Raw genomic sequence first — 14,600 nt, forward strand, 5'->3', positions numbered from 1 at the left:
ATATGAATGAGATAATTATGAAGTTACAACCTCAGCATACAAATCAAAATCGGCTGCCTCTGTGACTTTTACTGTTGCAAACTCACCCGTTTTTAAATACGTTTTAGTAGCATCAATAAGCACCTCGTTATCTACATCTGGAGAATCAAATTCTGTACGTCCAATAAAATACTCGCCTTCTTTTCTATCGATAACCACTTTAAAGGTTTGTCCAATTTTAGCTTGATTGAGTTCCCAGGAAATCTGAGATTGAATTTCCATAATCTGGTTGGCTCGATCTTGTTTAACATCTTCTGGTACATCGTCTTCCAAATTATATGCATGTGTGTTTTCTTCATGGCTATAAGTAAAACAACCCAAACGCTCAAAACGCATGTCTGAAACCCATTGCTTCAATTCTTCAAAGTCTGCTTCTGTTTCTCCTGGATACCCAACAATTAACGTGGTTCTTATAGTCATTTCTGGAACTACTTGTCTAAACTCCTTCAGCAACTTGGTAGTTTTTTCCTTGGTGGTTCCACGACGCATACTTTTTAAAATATGATCTGAAATATGTTGTAAAGGAATATCTAAATAGTTACAAACTTTAGGTTCACGATTCATTACATCCAAAACATCCATTGGGAATCCTGTAGGGAAGGCATAGTGCAAACGAATCCACTCTACACCGTCTACTTTTACTAAAGCTTCAAGTAATTCAGCGAGGTTTCGTTTTTTGTATAAATCAAGTCCGTAATAGGTTAAATCCTGGGCAATAAGAATTAATTCCTTTACTCCGTTAGCGGCTAGTTTTTCAGCTTCAATTACAATCTCTTCAATTGGTGTCGATCTGTGTTTACCACGCATAATTGGAATGGCACAGAAACTACAAGGTCTGTCGCAACCTTCAGCAATTTTTAAATACGCATAGTTTTTAGGCGTTGTTGTTAAACGTTCGCCTATTAATTCATGTTTATAATCTGCACCAAGAGCTTTTAATAAACCTGGCAATTCTGTAGTACCAAAGTATTGATCTACATTCGGGATTTCTTTCTGTAAATCTGGTTTGTAACGCTCGCTTAAACAGCCAGTAACAAAAACTTTATCGACATCACCATCTTCCTTTTTCTGCATAAAATTAAGAATGGTATTAATACTCTCTTCCTTGGCGTTATTAATAAAACCACAAGTATTAATTACAACAATATTTCCTTCCTCTTCATGTACAACCTCTTTCCCACTGGCTTTTAGCTGTCCCATTAACACCTCACTATCGTAAACATTTTTACTACAGCCTAGTGTTACTACATTGATTTTGTTCTTTTTAAGCGACTTCGTTCTCATCTTATTATTTTGGACTGCAAATATAAGCTTCTTTTTAGAGTTAAAGAGTTAATAACACATTTTAAAAATTGAAGTTTAATCTTCCATTATTAGCGAGTAATTTCTATATTAGCTAGCCTTAATTCTAATTAAACCTACTTTGAAACATACACTCTTTTTCCTTTCCATATTTTTATTTGTATTTAGCTGTTCTAAAGATAGTACAGACGATTCTAACGATTCAATTACATGTCATTTTCCAATAAATATTTCAGTCGGTACAATTACTACAAATTCAGCTATAATAAATTGGATAGGAAATAACTCTAATTCTTATGAAATTGAATATGGAATTTCAGGTTTTACTCGAGGACAAGGAACAACCATTTCTACTTCAGGATTAGGTTACGAATTTACTGATCTTTCACAAGCCACATCATATGATGTTTATCTGACAACAAAATGTAGTGACACAAATTTTAGCGATGTTATAGGTCCTGTCGTATTTGTTACAGAAACAGCATGCCAGAAACCAACTTCCCTTAATCTGGATACAATTGATTTATGTAGTATTTCTTTATATTGGGATTCAAATGGAGAATCGGATTTCAAAGTTGAATATGGAGTAACAGGTTTTAACTTGGGGACTGGTAGAGTAATAAATACAACAGATAATTTTACAACCATTGACACATATCTTCAAGCAGGAACTACCTATGATATATATGTTAGAGCTAATTGTGGATCAGATGGTTTTAGTGCGTATTCTGACCCTTTAGTTGTAACTACAGTTTCTCAAGATTTAACTGGGTCTTATCATGTTATAGTCACAAGAGATAATGGAATTGTGACTGATCAAGGTATTGAAACCATTACATTAATTTCTCCTAATTATTACAAGACCCAAACAACTGGACATTGGCCCATTGGATACTATAACACCGACCAAGGTTTTAATTTTGAAAATTCATGTGGAGAAATTATAATTCCTGATCAACAATTATTTCAAGGTGCTTCTACAGATACGGTTTATAGCTTATATGGGTATGTTATGGCAAATGGCGATTTTGTGGTAGAGTATGAAATAGACACCTACGACTACTTAGTATATTCTGCATATTATGAAAAGCAGTAATTTATTACTTAAAGAAAGAATCTACAAATTCATATTTATTAAATACCTGAAGATCTTCAATACCTTCTCCTACTCCAATATATTTTACAGGAATTTGAAACTGATCTGAAATACCAATTACTACACCTCCTTTAGCAGTTCCGTCTAATTTAGTTACAGCAAGTGAGGTTACTTCGGTTGCAGCCGTAAATTGTTTTGCTTGTTCAAATGCATTTTGTCCGGTAGAACCATCCAAAACTAATAGTACATCGTGAGGCGCATTTGGAATTACTTTTTGCATAACGCGTTTTACCTTTGTTAGCTCGTTCATTAGGTTCACCTTATTGTGTAAACGTCCAGCTGTATCGATAATAATAACATCTGCATTTTGCTTAACACCAGATTGAACAGCATCGAAAGCTACAGAGGCTGGATCGCTTCCCATAGCTTGTTTTATCATAGGAACTTCAACACGATCTGCCCAAACTTGAAGTTGATCGATTGCTGCTGCTCTAAAAGTATCTGCAGCTCCAAGAACCACATTTAAGCCTTGTTTTTTAAACTGATAAGCCAACTTTCCAATAGTAGTTGTTTTTCCCACTCCATTGACTCCAACCACCATTAAAACGTAAGGTGTTTTGTTACCTTCGGCATTAGTTGGCATTTCTGGAATAGTATATTCGGTAGCTTCTCCAGAATTGGTTTCGCTTAATAAACCAGCAATTTCTTCGCGAAGAATTTTATTTAATTCGTCTGTACCCAGATATTTGTCTTCTTGTACACGAGCTTCAATACGTTTAATGACTTTTAAGGTAGTATTTACACCAACATCACTAGTAACTAGGATTTCTTCAAGATTATCTAAAACCTCATCATCGACTTTAGACTTTCCAGCAACTGCTTTACTTAACTTATTAAAGAAATTGGTTTTAGATTTTTCTAAACCTTTATCTAGCGTTTCCTTTTTTTCGGAAGAAAATATTTTTTTAAAAAAACTCATTTTATTTCAGTTCAATAATATTAGATGAAACAAAAGCCTTGCCTAACTAGTTTAGCTGAACATTTGTCATTTTTATAGCTGTAAATATAAAACAAAAGCTGCTCTCTAAAATAGAAAGCAGCTTAAATATTGTACAACAAGTTTGAGTTAGTGTTTAGATAACCACTCGTTTACTTGTTCTGGTGCCATAATTGATTCAACAAACATGTAAGCTCCTGTTTTAGGAGATTTCACCATTTTAATAGCTTTTGTTAATCTTTTAGACCCTGTTTGTAACGATGCAACTGATTTCTTTGCCATGTTTAATGCTTTTTAAAACTTATAAATAAGTTTTTAATTTATACTATTTGACGTTTTTAATTTTAAAAACCTCTAATTTGAACGATTTGAGTTTTACTAGCGTAAATCTCTAATTTGAATGATTTGAGTTTTACTAGCGTAAATCTCTAATTTGAACGATTTGAGTTTTACTAGCGTAAATCTCTAATTATTTAATTTCTTTATGAACAGTCATTTTCTTCAAGATAGGATTGAATTTTTTAATTTCCATTCTATCCGGAGTGTTCTTTTTATTCTTAGTAGTAATGTATCTAGAAGTTCCTGGTTGTCCAGATTCTTTATGCTCTGTGCACTCTAAAATTACTTGTATTCTGTTACCTTTCTTTGCCATTGTAAAAATATATTAATTTTTAATCTCCTCGAAGGAAGAGATCTCAACCTTATAGGCTATTATTTATAAAACCCTTTAGATTTAGCTTCTTTAAGTGCAGCTGCGATACCAATTTTATTGATAGTCTTTAACGCTGAAGTAGAAACTTTTAAAGTTACCCATTTATCTTCTTCTGGAAGATAAAAACGTTTTTTAATAAGATTTGCATCAAATTTACGCTTTGTTTTATTCATTGCGTGAGACACGTTGTTTCCAACCATCGCTTTCTTTCCAGTAAGTTCACAAACTCTTGACATTTCTTCTAACTTTAAATATTGTTATTTTATTCTGTTTACAAAAAAATCATTAATTGATTATTTTAAACAGGCTGCAAATTTAGTAAAACTTTATAATATCAACAAACTAAAATTGTTACTTTTTTAAAATTTCTTTTTCAAGCATTTCAAAAGCTTTGTTTACCGCTTTCCTAATTACTTTAGTTCGATGGTTTCCTAAATTAAATTCTTCCGAAAAAACTCTATCCTTTGTAGCAATAGCAATGAATACAGTTCCAACCTCAGCATCTGAATCTCCTTTATCCGGTCCCGCATTCCCCGTAGTTGCAATGGCATAATCCGTTTGAAAAATTTCTAAAACATTTTTAGCCATAGCTTCTGCAACGGGAGCACTTATCACAGAATGCTCATTAATAAGTTCTTCTGAAACTTTTAAAACATTAATTTTAGATTGTGTAGCATAACTTACAATACTTCCTTTAAAATAATTAGAAGCTCCAGGAATTTTTGTGAGCGATTCTGCAATTTTCCCTCCAGTGCAACTTTCGGCTGTAGCAACAGTTAATCCTAAACGAGTTAATTGATTACTAATAACAGCTTCGATAGAATCTTCTGATTCAAAACTTACAAAGATATCCTCTAATTGAGGTAATAACTTATTTATTTGGTTTTGCATTTCGGTTTCTACCAAATTTCTGTCAGTATTCTTAGCCGATAAACGCAAACGCACTCTTCCCAATCCAGGTAAATATGCTAATTTTATAAAACTTGGCAAGTTATCTTCCCAAGTTTCAATTCTTTCGGCTAAAGAACTTTCGCCTAAACCATAAGTTAAAATAGTAGTATGCTTAATATATGGGAATTTATAGGTTTCCCTTAATTTAGGAATTACCAGGTTTTCCATTAAAGCTTTCATTTCGAAAGGAACTCCTGGTAATGAAATAAATATTTTGCCGTTTTGTTCCAACCACATACCTGGAGCGCTACCATTAACATTCATTAAAACCTGAGCCTTAGAAGGCACCAAAGCCTGATCTATGTTTACTTGAGACAAGGGTTGTTTGATGTGGTTTTCCCAAAGATATTGGATGTTTTTTAAAACAGCATCGCTCTGTACTAAAGTATCCTGAAAGTACTCGGCAATGGTTTTTTTAGTAATATCATCCTTTGTAGGCCCTAATCCTCCAGTAATAATAATTATTTCAGCATTATTCTCAGCCTCTTTTAAAGCTTTTAGAATATGTGCTCTATCGTCTTGAATGGATTCAATTTGATATACTGAAACTCCAATATTATTAAGGGCTTTACTAATAAAAGCTGAATTGGTATCTACAATCTGACCGATTAGGATTTCGTCTCCTATAGTAATTATTTCTGCTTGCATTACAGATTAAAGTCTGCTTTTAATTCTTGAGAGGCATTATCTACAGCTGTTAATACTATGTTTAACTTTTCTGAAATATCTAAGCCTGTTTTTTCAAATTTTCCCCAATCCTGAACTTCTATTAAGTCTTGAAGCACTCCAAGCTCGAATAAATCTACAGTTGGTTTCATTTTATGTGCTGCTTGATAAGCTGTGTAATAGTCTTTGTTTGCAACCGCATTTTTTAAGTTTTCCGCATCTTCTGGAACTTCTCCTAAAAATGCTTCGGCCAATGCTTTTACAAAATCTTCATCCCCATCGGCTAATTCGCGTACACGGTATAATTTATAATGTATTTCCATTTATTTTACTGTTATTGAAAACATTTGTTTGTTTTCTATAAATCCCCCCAATTTATCATCAGTATTTACTCTTCCAACTCCTGCTGGCGTTCCCGTAAAGATAATGTCTCCAATCTTTAAAGTGAAATATTTTGACACATATTCTATCAACTCATCTATTTTCCAGAGCATGTGACTTGTATTTCCTGTTTGAACAACTTTTCCATTTTTTTCTAATGAAAAATTAATATCATCTAGATTTCCTAACTCAGATTTTGGCAACCAATCTCCAATTACAGCAGCTCCATCAAAAGCTTTGGCCTTTTCCCAAGGCAATCCTTTTTCTTTCAGCTTTGCTTGCAAATCTCTTGCTGTAAAATCTATTCCTAGGCCTATTTCGTCGTAATATTTATGGGCAAATTTTTTATCGATATACTTCCCTACTTTTGTGATTTTTACCAAAATCTCGACTTCATGATGAACATCTTTAGAAAAATCTGGTATAAAAAAAGGTTGTTTCTTTAACAGGATGGCCGTATCTGGTTTTAAAAATACCACGGGATCTGTTGGTTTTTCGTTTTCCAACTCCTTTATATGATCCGTATAATTTCTACCTATACAAATAAGCTTCATTCTAATCTAGTTTATTATTGAAAGATCTTAGCTTAATAGATGTCAGCACTTTTTTTGTATACAAAGGAAAGTCGGCATTTAACAACCATCCAAAATAGCCTGGCTCTGTTTCTAAAACATCTACTACACGTTTCCCTTTATGCTTTCCGAAAGAAAAACATTCTTCTCCTTCTTTATTATAAACAAGGAAGCCCGCAAAATCGGCAAACTTTTTACGAGAACTAAATTCTGCTAAAAACTTTGTGTCGTTTTCTAAATCGTCATATTTAGCTATTTGAGCTTTCAATACTTCATAAGTAGCAAAGGTATCGGCTTCTGCACTATGGGCATCATCCAGATTTTTATCGCAATAAAATTTATAAGCAGCCACAAGCGTTCTTTGTTCCATTTTATGAAAAATAGTCTGAACATCTACAGACATCCTGTTTTTCATATCAAAATCAATATCAGCACGAAGCATTTCTTCTGCCAATACAGGAATATCAAATCTATTTGAATTAAATCCACCCAAATCTGAATCTTTAATCATATTATAGATCTCTTTGGCCAAATCTTTAAACGTGGGTTTATCTGCCACATCTGCATCTGTAATTCCGTGAATTTTTGTAACCTCTGCAGGAATAGGAATTGTAGGGTTTACTATACGAGTATAGCGTTCTTCTTTGCCATCTGGATATACTTTTAGAATGGATATTTCTACAATTCGGTCTTTAGAAATATTAATTCCAGTAGTTTCCAAATCGAAAAAACAGATGGGTTTTGTAAGATTAAGTTGCATGTAAATTAATTTTGGACAAAGGTAGTTAGAAATACTAAAACTATAAACCTATTCTTAAAATTTGAATTGTTGTTGGAATATCCGAAATTTACATAACAAAAATTGCTAAGTTTTATGAAAAAAAAGCCTTCAGATTCTATCGAATTTTCCTGTGGAATAAAAATGAAAAACCGGTTTATGCTGGCACCACTTACCAATCAGCAAAGTCATGAAAACGGTCAGTTATCTGATGATGAATATAATTGGCTCACTATGCGCGCTCAAGGTGGTTTTGGTTTAGTTATGACCTGCGCTTCGCATGTTCAAGAAATTGGAAAAGGCTTTCCTGGACAGTTAGGCATCTTCGCTGATGACTTAATAGACGGGCATAAAAAACTAGTTTCAAAAATAAAATCTCAAAATAGTGTAGCTGTGATACAGTTGCACCATGCGGGTATGCGCTCGCCTTTTGAGGTGATTAAACAAAAAGCGGTGTGTGCATCTGATAACGAAAAGCATCATGCCAGGGCTTTAACATTAGAAGAAGTGAAACAACTTAAAGAGGATTTTATCCAAGCCGCTATTCGCGCTCAAAAATGTGGATATGATGGTGTTGAAGTTCATGGTGCCCATGGTTATATTTTAACTCAGTTTTTAAGTAGCGATATCAATAAACGTACCGATGAATATGGTGGTTCTTTGAAAAACCGATCACGTTTACTTTTTGAAATTGTTGAAGGCATTAGTAAGGCTTGTGGCAAAACATTCTTACTTGGAGTACGCCTTTCTCCAGAACGCTTTGGAATGAAGCTCTCGGAAATAAAAACAGTTAGTCAACAACTGATTGATGAGAACCATATTGATTTTTTAGATCTATCTCTTTGGGATTGTTTTAAACCGGCTGAAGATTATTCGGATAGTAAAAAAACATTATTAGAACAGGTAACCGATTTAAATTTTAAAAACGTAAAACTTACTGTTGCAGGAAAAATTAGAACTGGAGAAGATGTACAAAAAGTATTAGACGCTGGAGTTGACTTTGTATCTATTGGACGCTCCGGAATTTTACATCACGACTTTCCGAAACGTGTAATTGATAACCCAAACTTTATACCTATTGAGAACCCTGTTTCCGTTGCTTATCTAAAAAATGAAGGTTTAAGTGATATTTTTATTGATTATATGCGACGCTGGGAAGGCTTTGTAGCTGATAATTAAAATATAATTGACAGGCATTAAGATTCTTTCCTCTCTCAAAATAAAAAAAGCACAATCCTAAAATTGTGCTTTTGCTTTATATTAATGAGATTAGCTACGCTAAGTCTTCTAGATCTCTTTTTTAAAAAGTATTTGTTTAGATTTCTCTATTCGAATCCCAAGCCTCTAGATAATCTTTCACGGCTTTTACAAATTGTCCACCTAAAGCACCGTTTACAACACGGTGATCGTAAGAATGTGATAGGAACATTTTATAACGGATGCCAATAAAATCGCCTTCAGGAGTTTCAACAACAGCAGGAACTTTTCTAATAGCTCCAAGTGCTAAAATACCTACTTGTGGTTGATTTATAATTGGGGTTCCCATAATACTGCCAAAAGTTCCCACGTTGGTAACTGTATAAGTACCTCCTTGAATATCGTCTGGTTTTAATTGGTTTAATCTGGCTCTGTTAGCTAAATCGTTAACCTTTTTGGTCATTCCAACTAAATTAAGTTGGTCGGCATCTTTAATTACAGGAACAATTAAGTTTCCATCTCCTAAAGCTGCAGCCATACCTAAGTTGATATGTTTTTTCTTTACAATAGTATCTCCTTGAAGGGAAATATTCATCATTGGGAAGTCGCGTAAGGCTTTTGCAATGGCTTCCATAAAGATTGGCGTAAAGGTTAAGTTTTCTCCTTCACGTTTTGCAAAGCCATCTTTAACTTTCTTTCTCCAATTCCAGATTTTTGTTACATCTGCTTCAATAAAACTCTGTACGTGTGCTGAAGTTTGAACAGATTCTACCATGTGATGTGCAATAATTTTGCCCATTCTGGTCATTTCTATAATTTCGTCTTCTCCACTAGCCACAACAGGTGTTGCTGCAGGTTTTTCAGGAGCAGCTTTTGGTGCTTCTGTCGCTTTCGAAGGCTGTTGCTTTGCAGCAGATCCTCTAGACTCTAAATGAGCCAGAATATCGTTTTTAGTAACACGACCATCTTTTCCTGAACCAGAAAGAGTATCTAATTCTTCTTGAGAAATACCTTCTTTCTTAGCTATATTTTTAACTAAAGGCGAATAGAATCTATCTTCTGTAGAGCTAACAGCTGCCACCGTTTCTTTTGCAGTTTCTACTGTTTGTGCTACTTGAGATACAGCTTCTGGTTTAGCCGCTTCTTCTTTTGGAGCAGCAGTAACATCACCAGATTCTTGACCTTCGGTTTCGATAATTGCAATAACTTGTCCTACTTGGACCACGTCGTCTACATCGAATAATTTTTCAACTAAAACGCCATCGACCTCACTAGGTACTTCGCTATCAACTTTATCTGTTGCAATTTCAAGAACTGCTTCGTCTGCTTCAATCGTATCTCCTACTTCCTTTAACCAAGAAGTAATGGTTGCTTCTGCAACGCTTTCGCCCATTTTTGGGAGTTTCAATTCAAATTTTGCCATATCTGTAATGGAAAGGTGTTTTTTTAAATTATGACTGCAAAATTAATGAAAATTCATCTAATCTATTACAGTTTCTTTAATTAATTATTTATCGCTAGTTGTTTAAGAGTAATTGCTTTTGACAACATGGGATTACAAAAGGCATCAAGATTTTTTCTTTCTCTTTTATAATTAAATACCTTTTCTAAGGTAAAAAGTGATTGTTTTGAAAATAACATCGTTTTAGAGAGACTCTACAACGACTTCTTACTCTCTATTATTCTTTAAAGTGAATAACCTCTCCTCTACTTTTAGAGCTATTACTTCCTAGAATAACTTGAGATGTATTTAATAGAAATTTAAAGGAGCTAGGATGTTTTATTTCATTTTTAGACACAAGGCTAATAGCCTTCTTAAAGCCCAAATAATCTGTGTCTAAAATATACTCAACATTAGGAGTATAGCTTGATATAACAGGCTGCAACTCCATGTTTCTTTTTAATGTAGCTTGAAGTTGTGGATTATTTTTATTAGAAATTAAAACATAATCCTTAACTGTAAAAGAAGATTCCTCTCCTTTAGGATAAAAAACAGATACCACTTTAATACCAATCCATATTAAAATATTAAAGAGCCAATTAGGTTTAAAGTGCTTTTTAAAGAACAATTGCATAGCGCCATTAAATCTTTTGGCATAGGTTTTATCTTTTAGAGTACTTTCACCTTTAAAATGAATAACCGAAGTTTCTGGATTATAATAGTTTTCGTAACCCGCTTTTAACACTTTATAAGATAAATCGATGTCTTCACCATACATAAAATAGTTTTCATCTAATCCTCCTACTTCGTTGTAAATATCTTTTTTAATAATCATAAAAGCACCGACTAACATGGGTACTTTTCCCGTTTGATTAGGACTTAAATGATGAGCGTAATAGGGCTTTGAATAACCCAATAATTTCTTAATAGAGACCATAGGGGTTGGTAAGTTTCTTTTACTCTCTGGCAAAAACTCTCCTTTGCCATCAATTAATTTACAACCTAAAATTCCTAAATCTGGAGTAACATCAGCAAATTTTAGAAGAATCTCAAAGGTGTCTTCTGCAACAACCGTATCTGGATTTAAAATACATAGGTATTCTCCTTGAGCTTCTTTTATTCCCAAATTATTTCCTGTAGAAAACCCATCGTTAGAATTGTTTTCAATAAGTTTTATTTTCGGGAATAACTGTTTTACCATTTGACAACTATCATCAGGAGAGTCGTTATCAATCACTATAATTTCAGCATCAATATTTGTTATTGCCGCTTCCACACTTCTTAGACAAAGTTCCAAAAAATTGCGCACATTATAGTTTAATATGATAACTGAAAGCTTCAAAAGTAAGTAATCAAGATTTTAATGACGCCTCAAAAGGAATGCGGTTAATAATGCTTCGTCCAAGGGTAATTTCATCTGTATATTCTAATTCGTTTCCAACCGATATCCCTCGAGCAATGGTTGAAGTAGTTATATTATAATCTTGAATTTGTTTATAAATATAGAAGTTTGTAGTATCTCCTTCCATAGTGGAACCTAATGCGAAAATAAGTTCATTAACTATTCCTTGTTTTACTTTTTCTACCAAAGGCTGAATGTTCAAGTCGTTAGGACCAATGCCGTCCATAGGCGAAATCTTCCCTCCTAAAACGTGATATAATCCCTTAAAAGAACTGGTGTTTTCTATGGCCATAACATCGCGGATATCTTCTACCACACATATAACCTCGTTAGTTCTATGTGGATTGGCGCAAATTTCACAAATCTCGTTATCACTTATATTATTGCAGCTTTTACAGAACTTTATATCTACTCTCATAGATTCCAAGGCTTTAGCCAACTGAAGTGTTTGATCTTCAGGTTGTCTTAGCAAATGCAATACTAAACGCAAAGCTGTACGCTTACCTATTCCGGGTAGCTGCGACATCTCATTGACTGCCTTTTCTAAAAGTTTTGATGAAAATTCCATGGCTGCGAATTTACTACTTAGAGTCAAATTACACTAATTTTACATGATTCTTTTTAAAACAAAAAGCTTCTTAAATAAAAAATTGGAATTTGGCGCATAATACGCGTAATTTGACCCCTTGAAACAGATATTCTTATGACTCCAACTCAAATAATCCTACTCATCATTTCTTATTTTGGTGTATTGGTTTTAATCTCCTATTTCACAGGAAAAAAATCTGGAAATGATGCTTTTTTTAAAGGGAATAAGCAATCGCCATGGTATTTAGTAGCTTTTGGGATGATTGGCGCATCGCTTTCTGGGGTAACTTTTATTTCTGTTCCTGGATGGGTTGAAGCCTCCCAGTTTAGTTATATGCAAGTGGTTCTAGGATACGTTGTTGGATATTTGGTTATAGGAACTATCCTACTTCCTTTATACTACAAACTAAACTTAACTTCAATTTACACCTATCTAGAAGAACGCTTTGGAGACTACTCTTATAAAACCGGAGCTTTATTTTTTATAATTTCAAGAGTTGTTGGAGCTAGCTTTAGATTGTTTTTGGTTGCAAATGTTTTACAAGTTATCCTTTTTGATGAAATTGGTATTGCTTTTTGGCAAACAGTTATTATTACTGTTTTACTTATTTGGCTATACACCTTTAAATCTGGAATAAAAACCATTGTTTGGACAGATACACTACAAACACTCTTTATGCTTATTGCTGTTGGAGTTACCATCTATTTTGTAAGTGATGAATTAGGTCTAACAAGTGGAAATGTCTTAAGTTATGTGTTGGATAGCGATTTATCGAAAACCTTCTTTTTCGACGATTTTAAATCTAGTGATTACTTTTGGAAACAGTTTATTTCTGGTGCTTTTATTGCTATTGTTATGACAGGTTTAGACCAAGATATGATGCAAAAAAACTTAACCTGTAAAACCTTAAAAGATGCTCAAAAAAACATGTTTTGGTTTACTATAGTTCTAACAATTGTAAATTTTATCTTTTTAAGTTTAGGCTTATTACTAACAGTTTATGCAGAGCAAAACGGTATAGATGCTCATAAAGACGAATTATTTCCATTATTAGCTAAAAACTATTTAGGAACCGGGGTTTTTATATTTTTCTTGCTGGGGTTAATAGCTGCTGCATATAGTAGCGCCGATAGTGCTTTAACTGCACTAACAACATCTTTTAGCATAGATATTTTAAATATTGAAAAGAAACTAGACGAAAAAGCACAAGTTGCCAAAAGAAAACAAATTCACGTGCTTTTCTCCATTATTTTAATTCTCGTGATTGTTTCGTTTAAGTATGTTATTAAAGACGAAAGTGTTATTGCAAAACTCTTTGTTTTTGCAGGCTATACTTATGGTCCTTTATTAGGTTTATATGCTTTTGGACTATTTACTAAATGGCAAGTTAAGGATAAAATTGTTCCTATAATTGCAATCCTTTCACCTATACTATCTTATGTGATAAGCGTATTAAGTGCAAAATACCTTAATTTTGAATTTGGATTCTTTATCTTAATCTTAAACGGGTTATTGACTTTCTTAGGATTATTAATGATTAAGAAAAAAGCTTAAGTATTAGGTTGCCTATTACCCAACCAATAAAAGGAGCTCAAAGAGCTATCCCTTGTACTTCTTAAACTTCAGCTTATATTTAATACTGGTTTGTAGACAGTAAGACTAAGGTGCAAGCTACTTCAAAATCAATATTATTCATTTTTAAAATATTATAGAATTCTGAATTTTCTGTTCCCGGATTAAAAATAACACGTTTAGGCTTTAAGGACAAAATATAATCATAATAAGTCACTTGGTTTTTAGGGTTTAAATAAAGCGTAACTGTATGTATATTTTTATATGGCATTAAGTCTGTATCAATTGCTACGCCCTCAATAGATCCTTGTTTTAAGCCAATAGCAACAACCTGATAACCGGATTGCTTTAATCTGCTAACTGCTATATTGGAATATCTCTCTGCTTTTAAAGAAGCTCCAAGCACTAATGTTTTCTTATTCATCTGTTAAACTGTGTTAAGTACTGTTAAAAAAAGTAACAATACTCAAAAATAGACGTCTATTAGGTAAATACAAAATTTGAATTCTTAAAATCATCTTTTTATATATTTAATAGCCTACATAATAGTTGATGGTTAGTGTTAAGTTTGGCTATTAAATTAAGAAAACCCAAAGTTTAAAACTTTGGGTTTTTGACTTTTGATCTGTTAAATGATAGTTAAATACAGGTTTAAATAAAATAAAACCAACTTTTCTACGTCTTTAATATAAGTGATAAGTAACTATAAACATTTTTATAGTTAGTGTTAGTTAAAATTGGTTAGTTAAAAAGCCCGAAACAAATTTGTTTCGGGCTTTTTTGTTTTTATTAGTTATCTTAGGTACAGTTCTTATTCTCTAATTAAACAAGTAATTTGGTAAACAGAACAAAATTTAAAACAATTACTTAAAACACTTATTATAAATATTTTAATTTTTACGCGT

General features: G+C 33.0%; 16 protein-coding genes. 3 read left to right on the forward strand and 13 right to left on the reverse strand.

Annotation, left to right across the window (positions count from 1 at the left end; translation table 11 throughout):
- Window positions 1-15: 15 nt before the first annotated feature.
- Window positions 16-1,323, reverse strand: coding sequence for a 30S ribosomal protein S12 methylthiotransferase RimO (gene rimO, locus OS188_RS06450; RefSeq protein WP_267148008.1), 1,308 nt, complete (start codon window positions 1,321-1,323; stop codon window positions 16-18).
- Between the two features lie 139 nt (window positions 1,324-1,462).
- Here rimO and OS188_RS06455 point away from each other — a divergent pair, with 139 nt between their 5' ends.
- Window positions 1,463-2,437, forward strand: a complete 975-nt coding sequence (locus OS188_RS06455; protein ID WP_267148009.1) for a fibronectin type III domain-containing protein — start codon at window positions 1,463-1,465, stop codon at window positions 2,435-2,437.
- Between the two features lie 4 nt (window positions 2,438-2,441).
- On the opposite strand, the gene ftsY is transcribed toward OS188_RS06455, so the two are convergent.
- The 8 genes from ftsY to OS188_RS06495 all read right to left on the reverse strand — a co-directional run bounded on the left by ftsY (window position 2,442) and on the right by OS188_RS06495 (window position 7,476).
- On the reverse strand, window positions 2,442-3,416 hold the full coding sequence (gene ftsY, locus OS188_RS06460) for a signal recognition particle-docking protein FtsY (RefSeq protein ID WP_267148010.1): 975 nt from the start codon (window positions 3,414-3,416) through the stop codon (window positions 2,442-2,444).
- Window positions 3,417-3,563: 147 nt separating this feature from the next.
- Entirely contained in the window at window positions 3,564-3,716 is a 153-nt protein-coding gene (locus OS188_RS06465; protein ID WP_267148011.1) for a DUF4295 domain-containing protein, read from the reverse strand.
- A 187-nt stretch (window positions 3,717-3,903) separates the two neighbouring features.
- Window positions 3,904-4,086: a 50S ribosomal protein L33 gene (gene rpmG, locus OS188_RS06470; RefSeq protein WP_109307876.1), complete on the reverse strand. Its 183-nt coding sequence runs from the start codon at window positions 4,084-4,086 to the stop codon at window positions 3,904-3,906.
- 59 nt (window positions 4,087-4,145) lie between these two features.
- Entirely contained in the window at window positions 4,146-4,382 is a 237-nt protein-coding gene (rpmB, locus tag OS188_RS06475) for a 50S ribosomal protein L28 (protein ID WP_267148012.1), read from the reverse strand.
- A gap of 115 nt (window positions 4,383-4,497) precedes the next feature.
- A complete protein-coding gene (locus tag OS188_RS06480; protein ID WP_267148013.1) occupies window positions 4,498-5,745 on the reverse strand; it encodes a competence/damage-inducible protein A in 1,248 nt (415 codons plus the stop codon).
- Entirely contained in the window at window positions 5,745-6,086 is a 342-nt protein-coding gene (locus OS188_RS06485; protein ID WP_267148014.1) for an Hpt domain-containing protein, read from the reverse strand. Before OS188_RS06485 ends, OS188_RS06480 begins: the two co-directional genes overlap by 1 nt.
- A complete protein-coding gene (locus OS188_RS06490; protein WP_267148015.1) occupies window positions 6,087-6,698 on the reverse strand; it encodes a fumarylacetoacetate hydrolase family protein in 612 nt (203 codons plus the stop codon).
- Window position 6,699: 1 nt separating this feature from the next.
- Entirely contained in the window at window positions 6,700-7,476 is a 777-nt protein-coding gene (locus OS188_RS06495; RefSeq protein ID WP_267148016.1) for a 3'-5' exonuclease, read from the reverse strand.
- A gap of 114 nt (window positions 7,477-7,590) precedes the next feature.
- Here OS188_RS06495 and OS188_RS06500 point away from each other — a divergent pair, with 114 nt between their 5' ends.
- Window positions 7,591-8,673, forward strand: coding sequence for an NADH:flavin oxidoreductase (locus OS188_RS06500; RefSeq protein ID WP_267148017.1), 1,083 nt, complete (start codon window positions 7,591-7,593; stop codon window positions 8,671-8,673).
- 136 nt (window positions 8,674-8,809) lie between these two features.
- Here OS188_RS06500 and OS188_RS06505 read toward each other — a convergent pair whose 3' ends face one another.
- The 3 genes from OS188_RS06505 to recR all read right to left on the reverse strand — a co-directional run bounded on the left by OS188_RS06505 (window position 8,810) and on the right by recR (window position 12,102).
- Window positions 8,810-10,114: a dihydrolipoamide acetyltransferase family protein gene (locus tag OS188_RS06505; RefSeq protein ID WP_267148018.1), complete on the reverse strand. Its 1,305-nt coding sequence runs from the start codon at window positions 10,112-10,114 to the stop codon at window positions 8,810-8,812.
- Between the two features lie 256 nt (window positions 10,115-10,370).
- Window positions 10,371-11,474, reverse strand: a complete 1,104-nt coding sequence (locus OS188_RS06510) for a glycosyltransferase family 2 protein (RefSeq protein WP_267148019.1) — start codon at window positions 11,472-11,474, stop codon at window positions 10,371-10,373.
- A gap of 10 nt (window positions 11,475-11,484) precedes the next feature.
- Window positions 11,485-12,102 carry a recombination mediator RecR gene (gene recR, locus OS188_RS06515; RefSeq protein WP_267148020.1) on the reverse strand — a complete coding sequence of 206 codons (618 nt, stop codon included), beginning with the start codon at window positions 12,100-12,102 and terminating at the stop codon, window positions 11,485-11,487.
- Window positions 12,103-12,237: 135 nt separating this feature from the next.
- Here recR and OS188_RS06520 point away from each other — a divergent pair, with 135 nt between their 5' ends.
- On the forward strand, window positions 12,238-13,677 hold the full coding sequence (locus OS188_RS06520; RefSeq protein WP_267148021.1) for a sodium:solute symporter: 1,440 nt from the start codon (window positions 12,238-12,240) through the stop codon (window positions 13,675-13,677).
- 79 nt (window positions 13,678-13,756) lie between these two features.
- Here OS188_RS06520 and OS188_RS06525 read toward each other — a convergent pair whose 3' ends face one another.
- On the reverse strand, window positions 13,757-14,119 hold the full coding sequence (locus OS188_RS06525) for a CoA-binding protein (protein ID WP_267148022.1): 363 nt from the start codon (window positions 14,117-14,119) through the stop codon (window positions 13,757-13,759).
- Window positions 14,120-14,600 lie beyond the last annotated feature (481 nt).

This window comes from Xanthomarina sp. F1114, from assembly GCF_026410255.1.
Lineage (GTDB): Bacteria > Bacteroidota > Bacteroidia > Flavobacteriales > Flavobacteriaceae > Xanthomarina.

Excerpts from the sequence above, each read along its gene's own strand:
- recR (WP_267148020.1), bottom strand. The coding sequence starts at position 12,102 with ATGGAATTTTCATCAAAACTTTTAGAAAAGGCAGTCAATGAGATGTCG.
- OS188_RS06480 (WP_267148013.1), bottom strand. The coding sequence starts at position 5,745 with ATGCAAGCAGAAATAATTACTATAGGAGACGAAATCCTAATCGGTCAG.
- OS188_RS06500 (WP_267148017.1), top strand. The coding sequence starts at position 7,591 with ATGAAAAAAAAGCCTTCAGATTCTATCGAATTTTCCTGTGGAATAAAA.
- OS188_RS06485 (WP_267148014.1), bottom strand. The coding sequence starts at position 6,086 with ATGGAAATACATTATAAATTATACCGTGTACGCGAATTAGCCGATGGG.
- OS188_RS06490 (WP_267148015.1), bottom strand. The coding sequence starts at position 6,698 with ATGAAGCTTATTTGTATAGGTAGAAATTATACGGATCATATAAAGGAG.
- OS188_RS06465 (WP_267148011.1), bottom strand. The coding sequence starts at position 3,716 with ATGGCAAAGAAATCAGTTGCATCGTTACAAACAGGGTCTAAAAGATTA.
- rimO (WP_267148008.1), bottom strand. The coding sequence starts at position 1,323 with ATGAGAACGAAGTCGCTTAAAAAGAACAAAATCAATGTAGTAACACTA.
- ftsY (WP_267148010.1), bottom strand. The coding sequence starts at position 3,416 with ATGAGTTTTTTTAAAAAAATATTTTCTTCCGAAAAAAAGGAAACGCTA.
- OS188_RS06520 (WP_267148021.1), top strand. The coding sequence starts at position 12,238 with ATGACTCCAACTCAAATAATCCTACTCATCATTTCTTATTTTGGTGTA.
- rpmB (WP_267148012.1), bottom strand. The coding sequence starts at position 4,382 with ATGTCAAGAGTTTGTGAACTTACTGGAAAGAAAGCGATGGTTGGAAAC.
- OS188_RS06505 (WP_267148018.1), bottom strand. The coding sequence starts at position 10,114 with ATGGCAAAATTTGAATTGAAACTCCCAAAAATGGGCGAAAGCGTTGCA.
- OS188_RS06495 (WP_267148016.1), bottom strand. The coding sequence starts at position 7,476 with ATGCAACTTAATCTTACAAAACCCATCTGTTTTTTCGATTTGGAAACT.
- rpmG (WP_109307876.1), bottom strand. The coding sequence starts at position 4,086 with ATGGCAAAGAAAGGTAACAGAATACAAGTAATTTTAGAGTGCACAGAG.
- OS188_RS06525 (WP_267148022.1), bottom strand. The coding sequence starts at position 14,119 with ATGAATAAGAAAACATTAGTGCTTGGAGCTTCTTTAAAAGCAGAGAGA.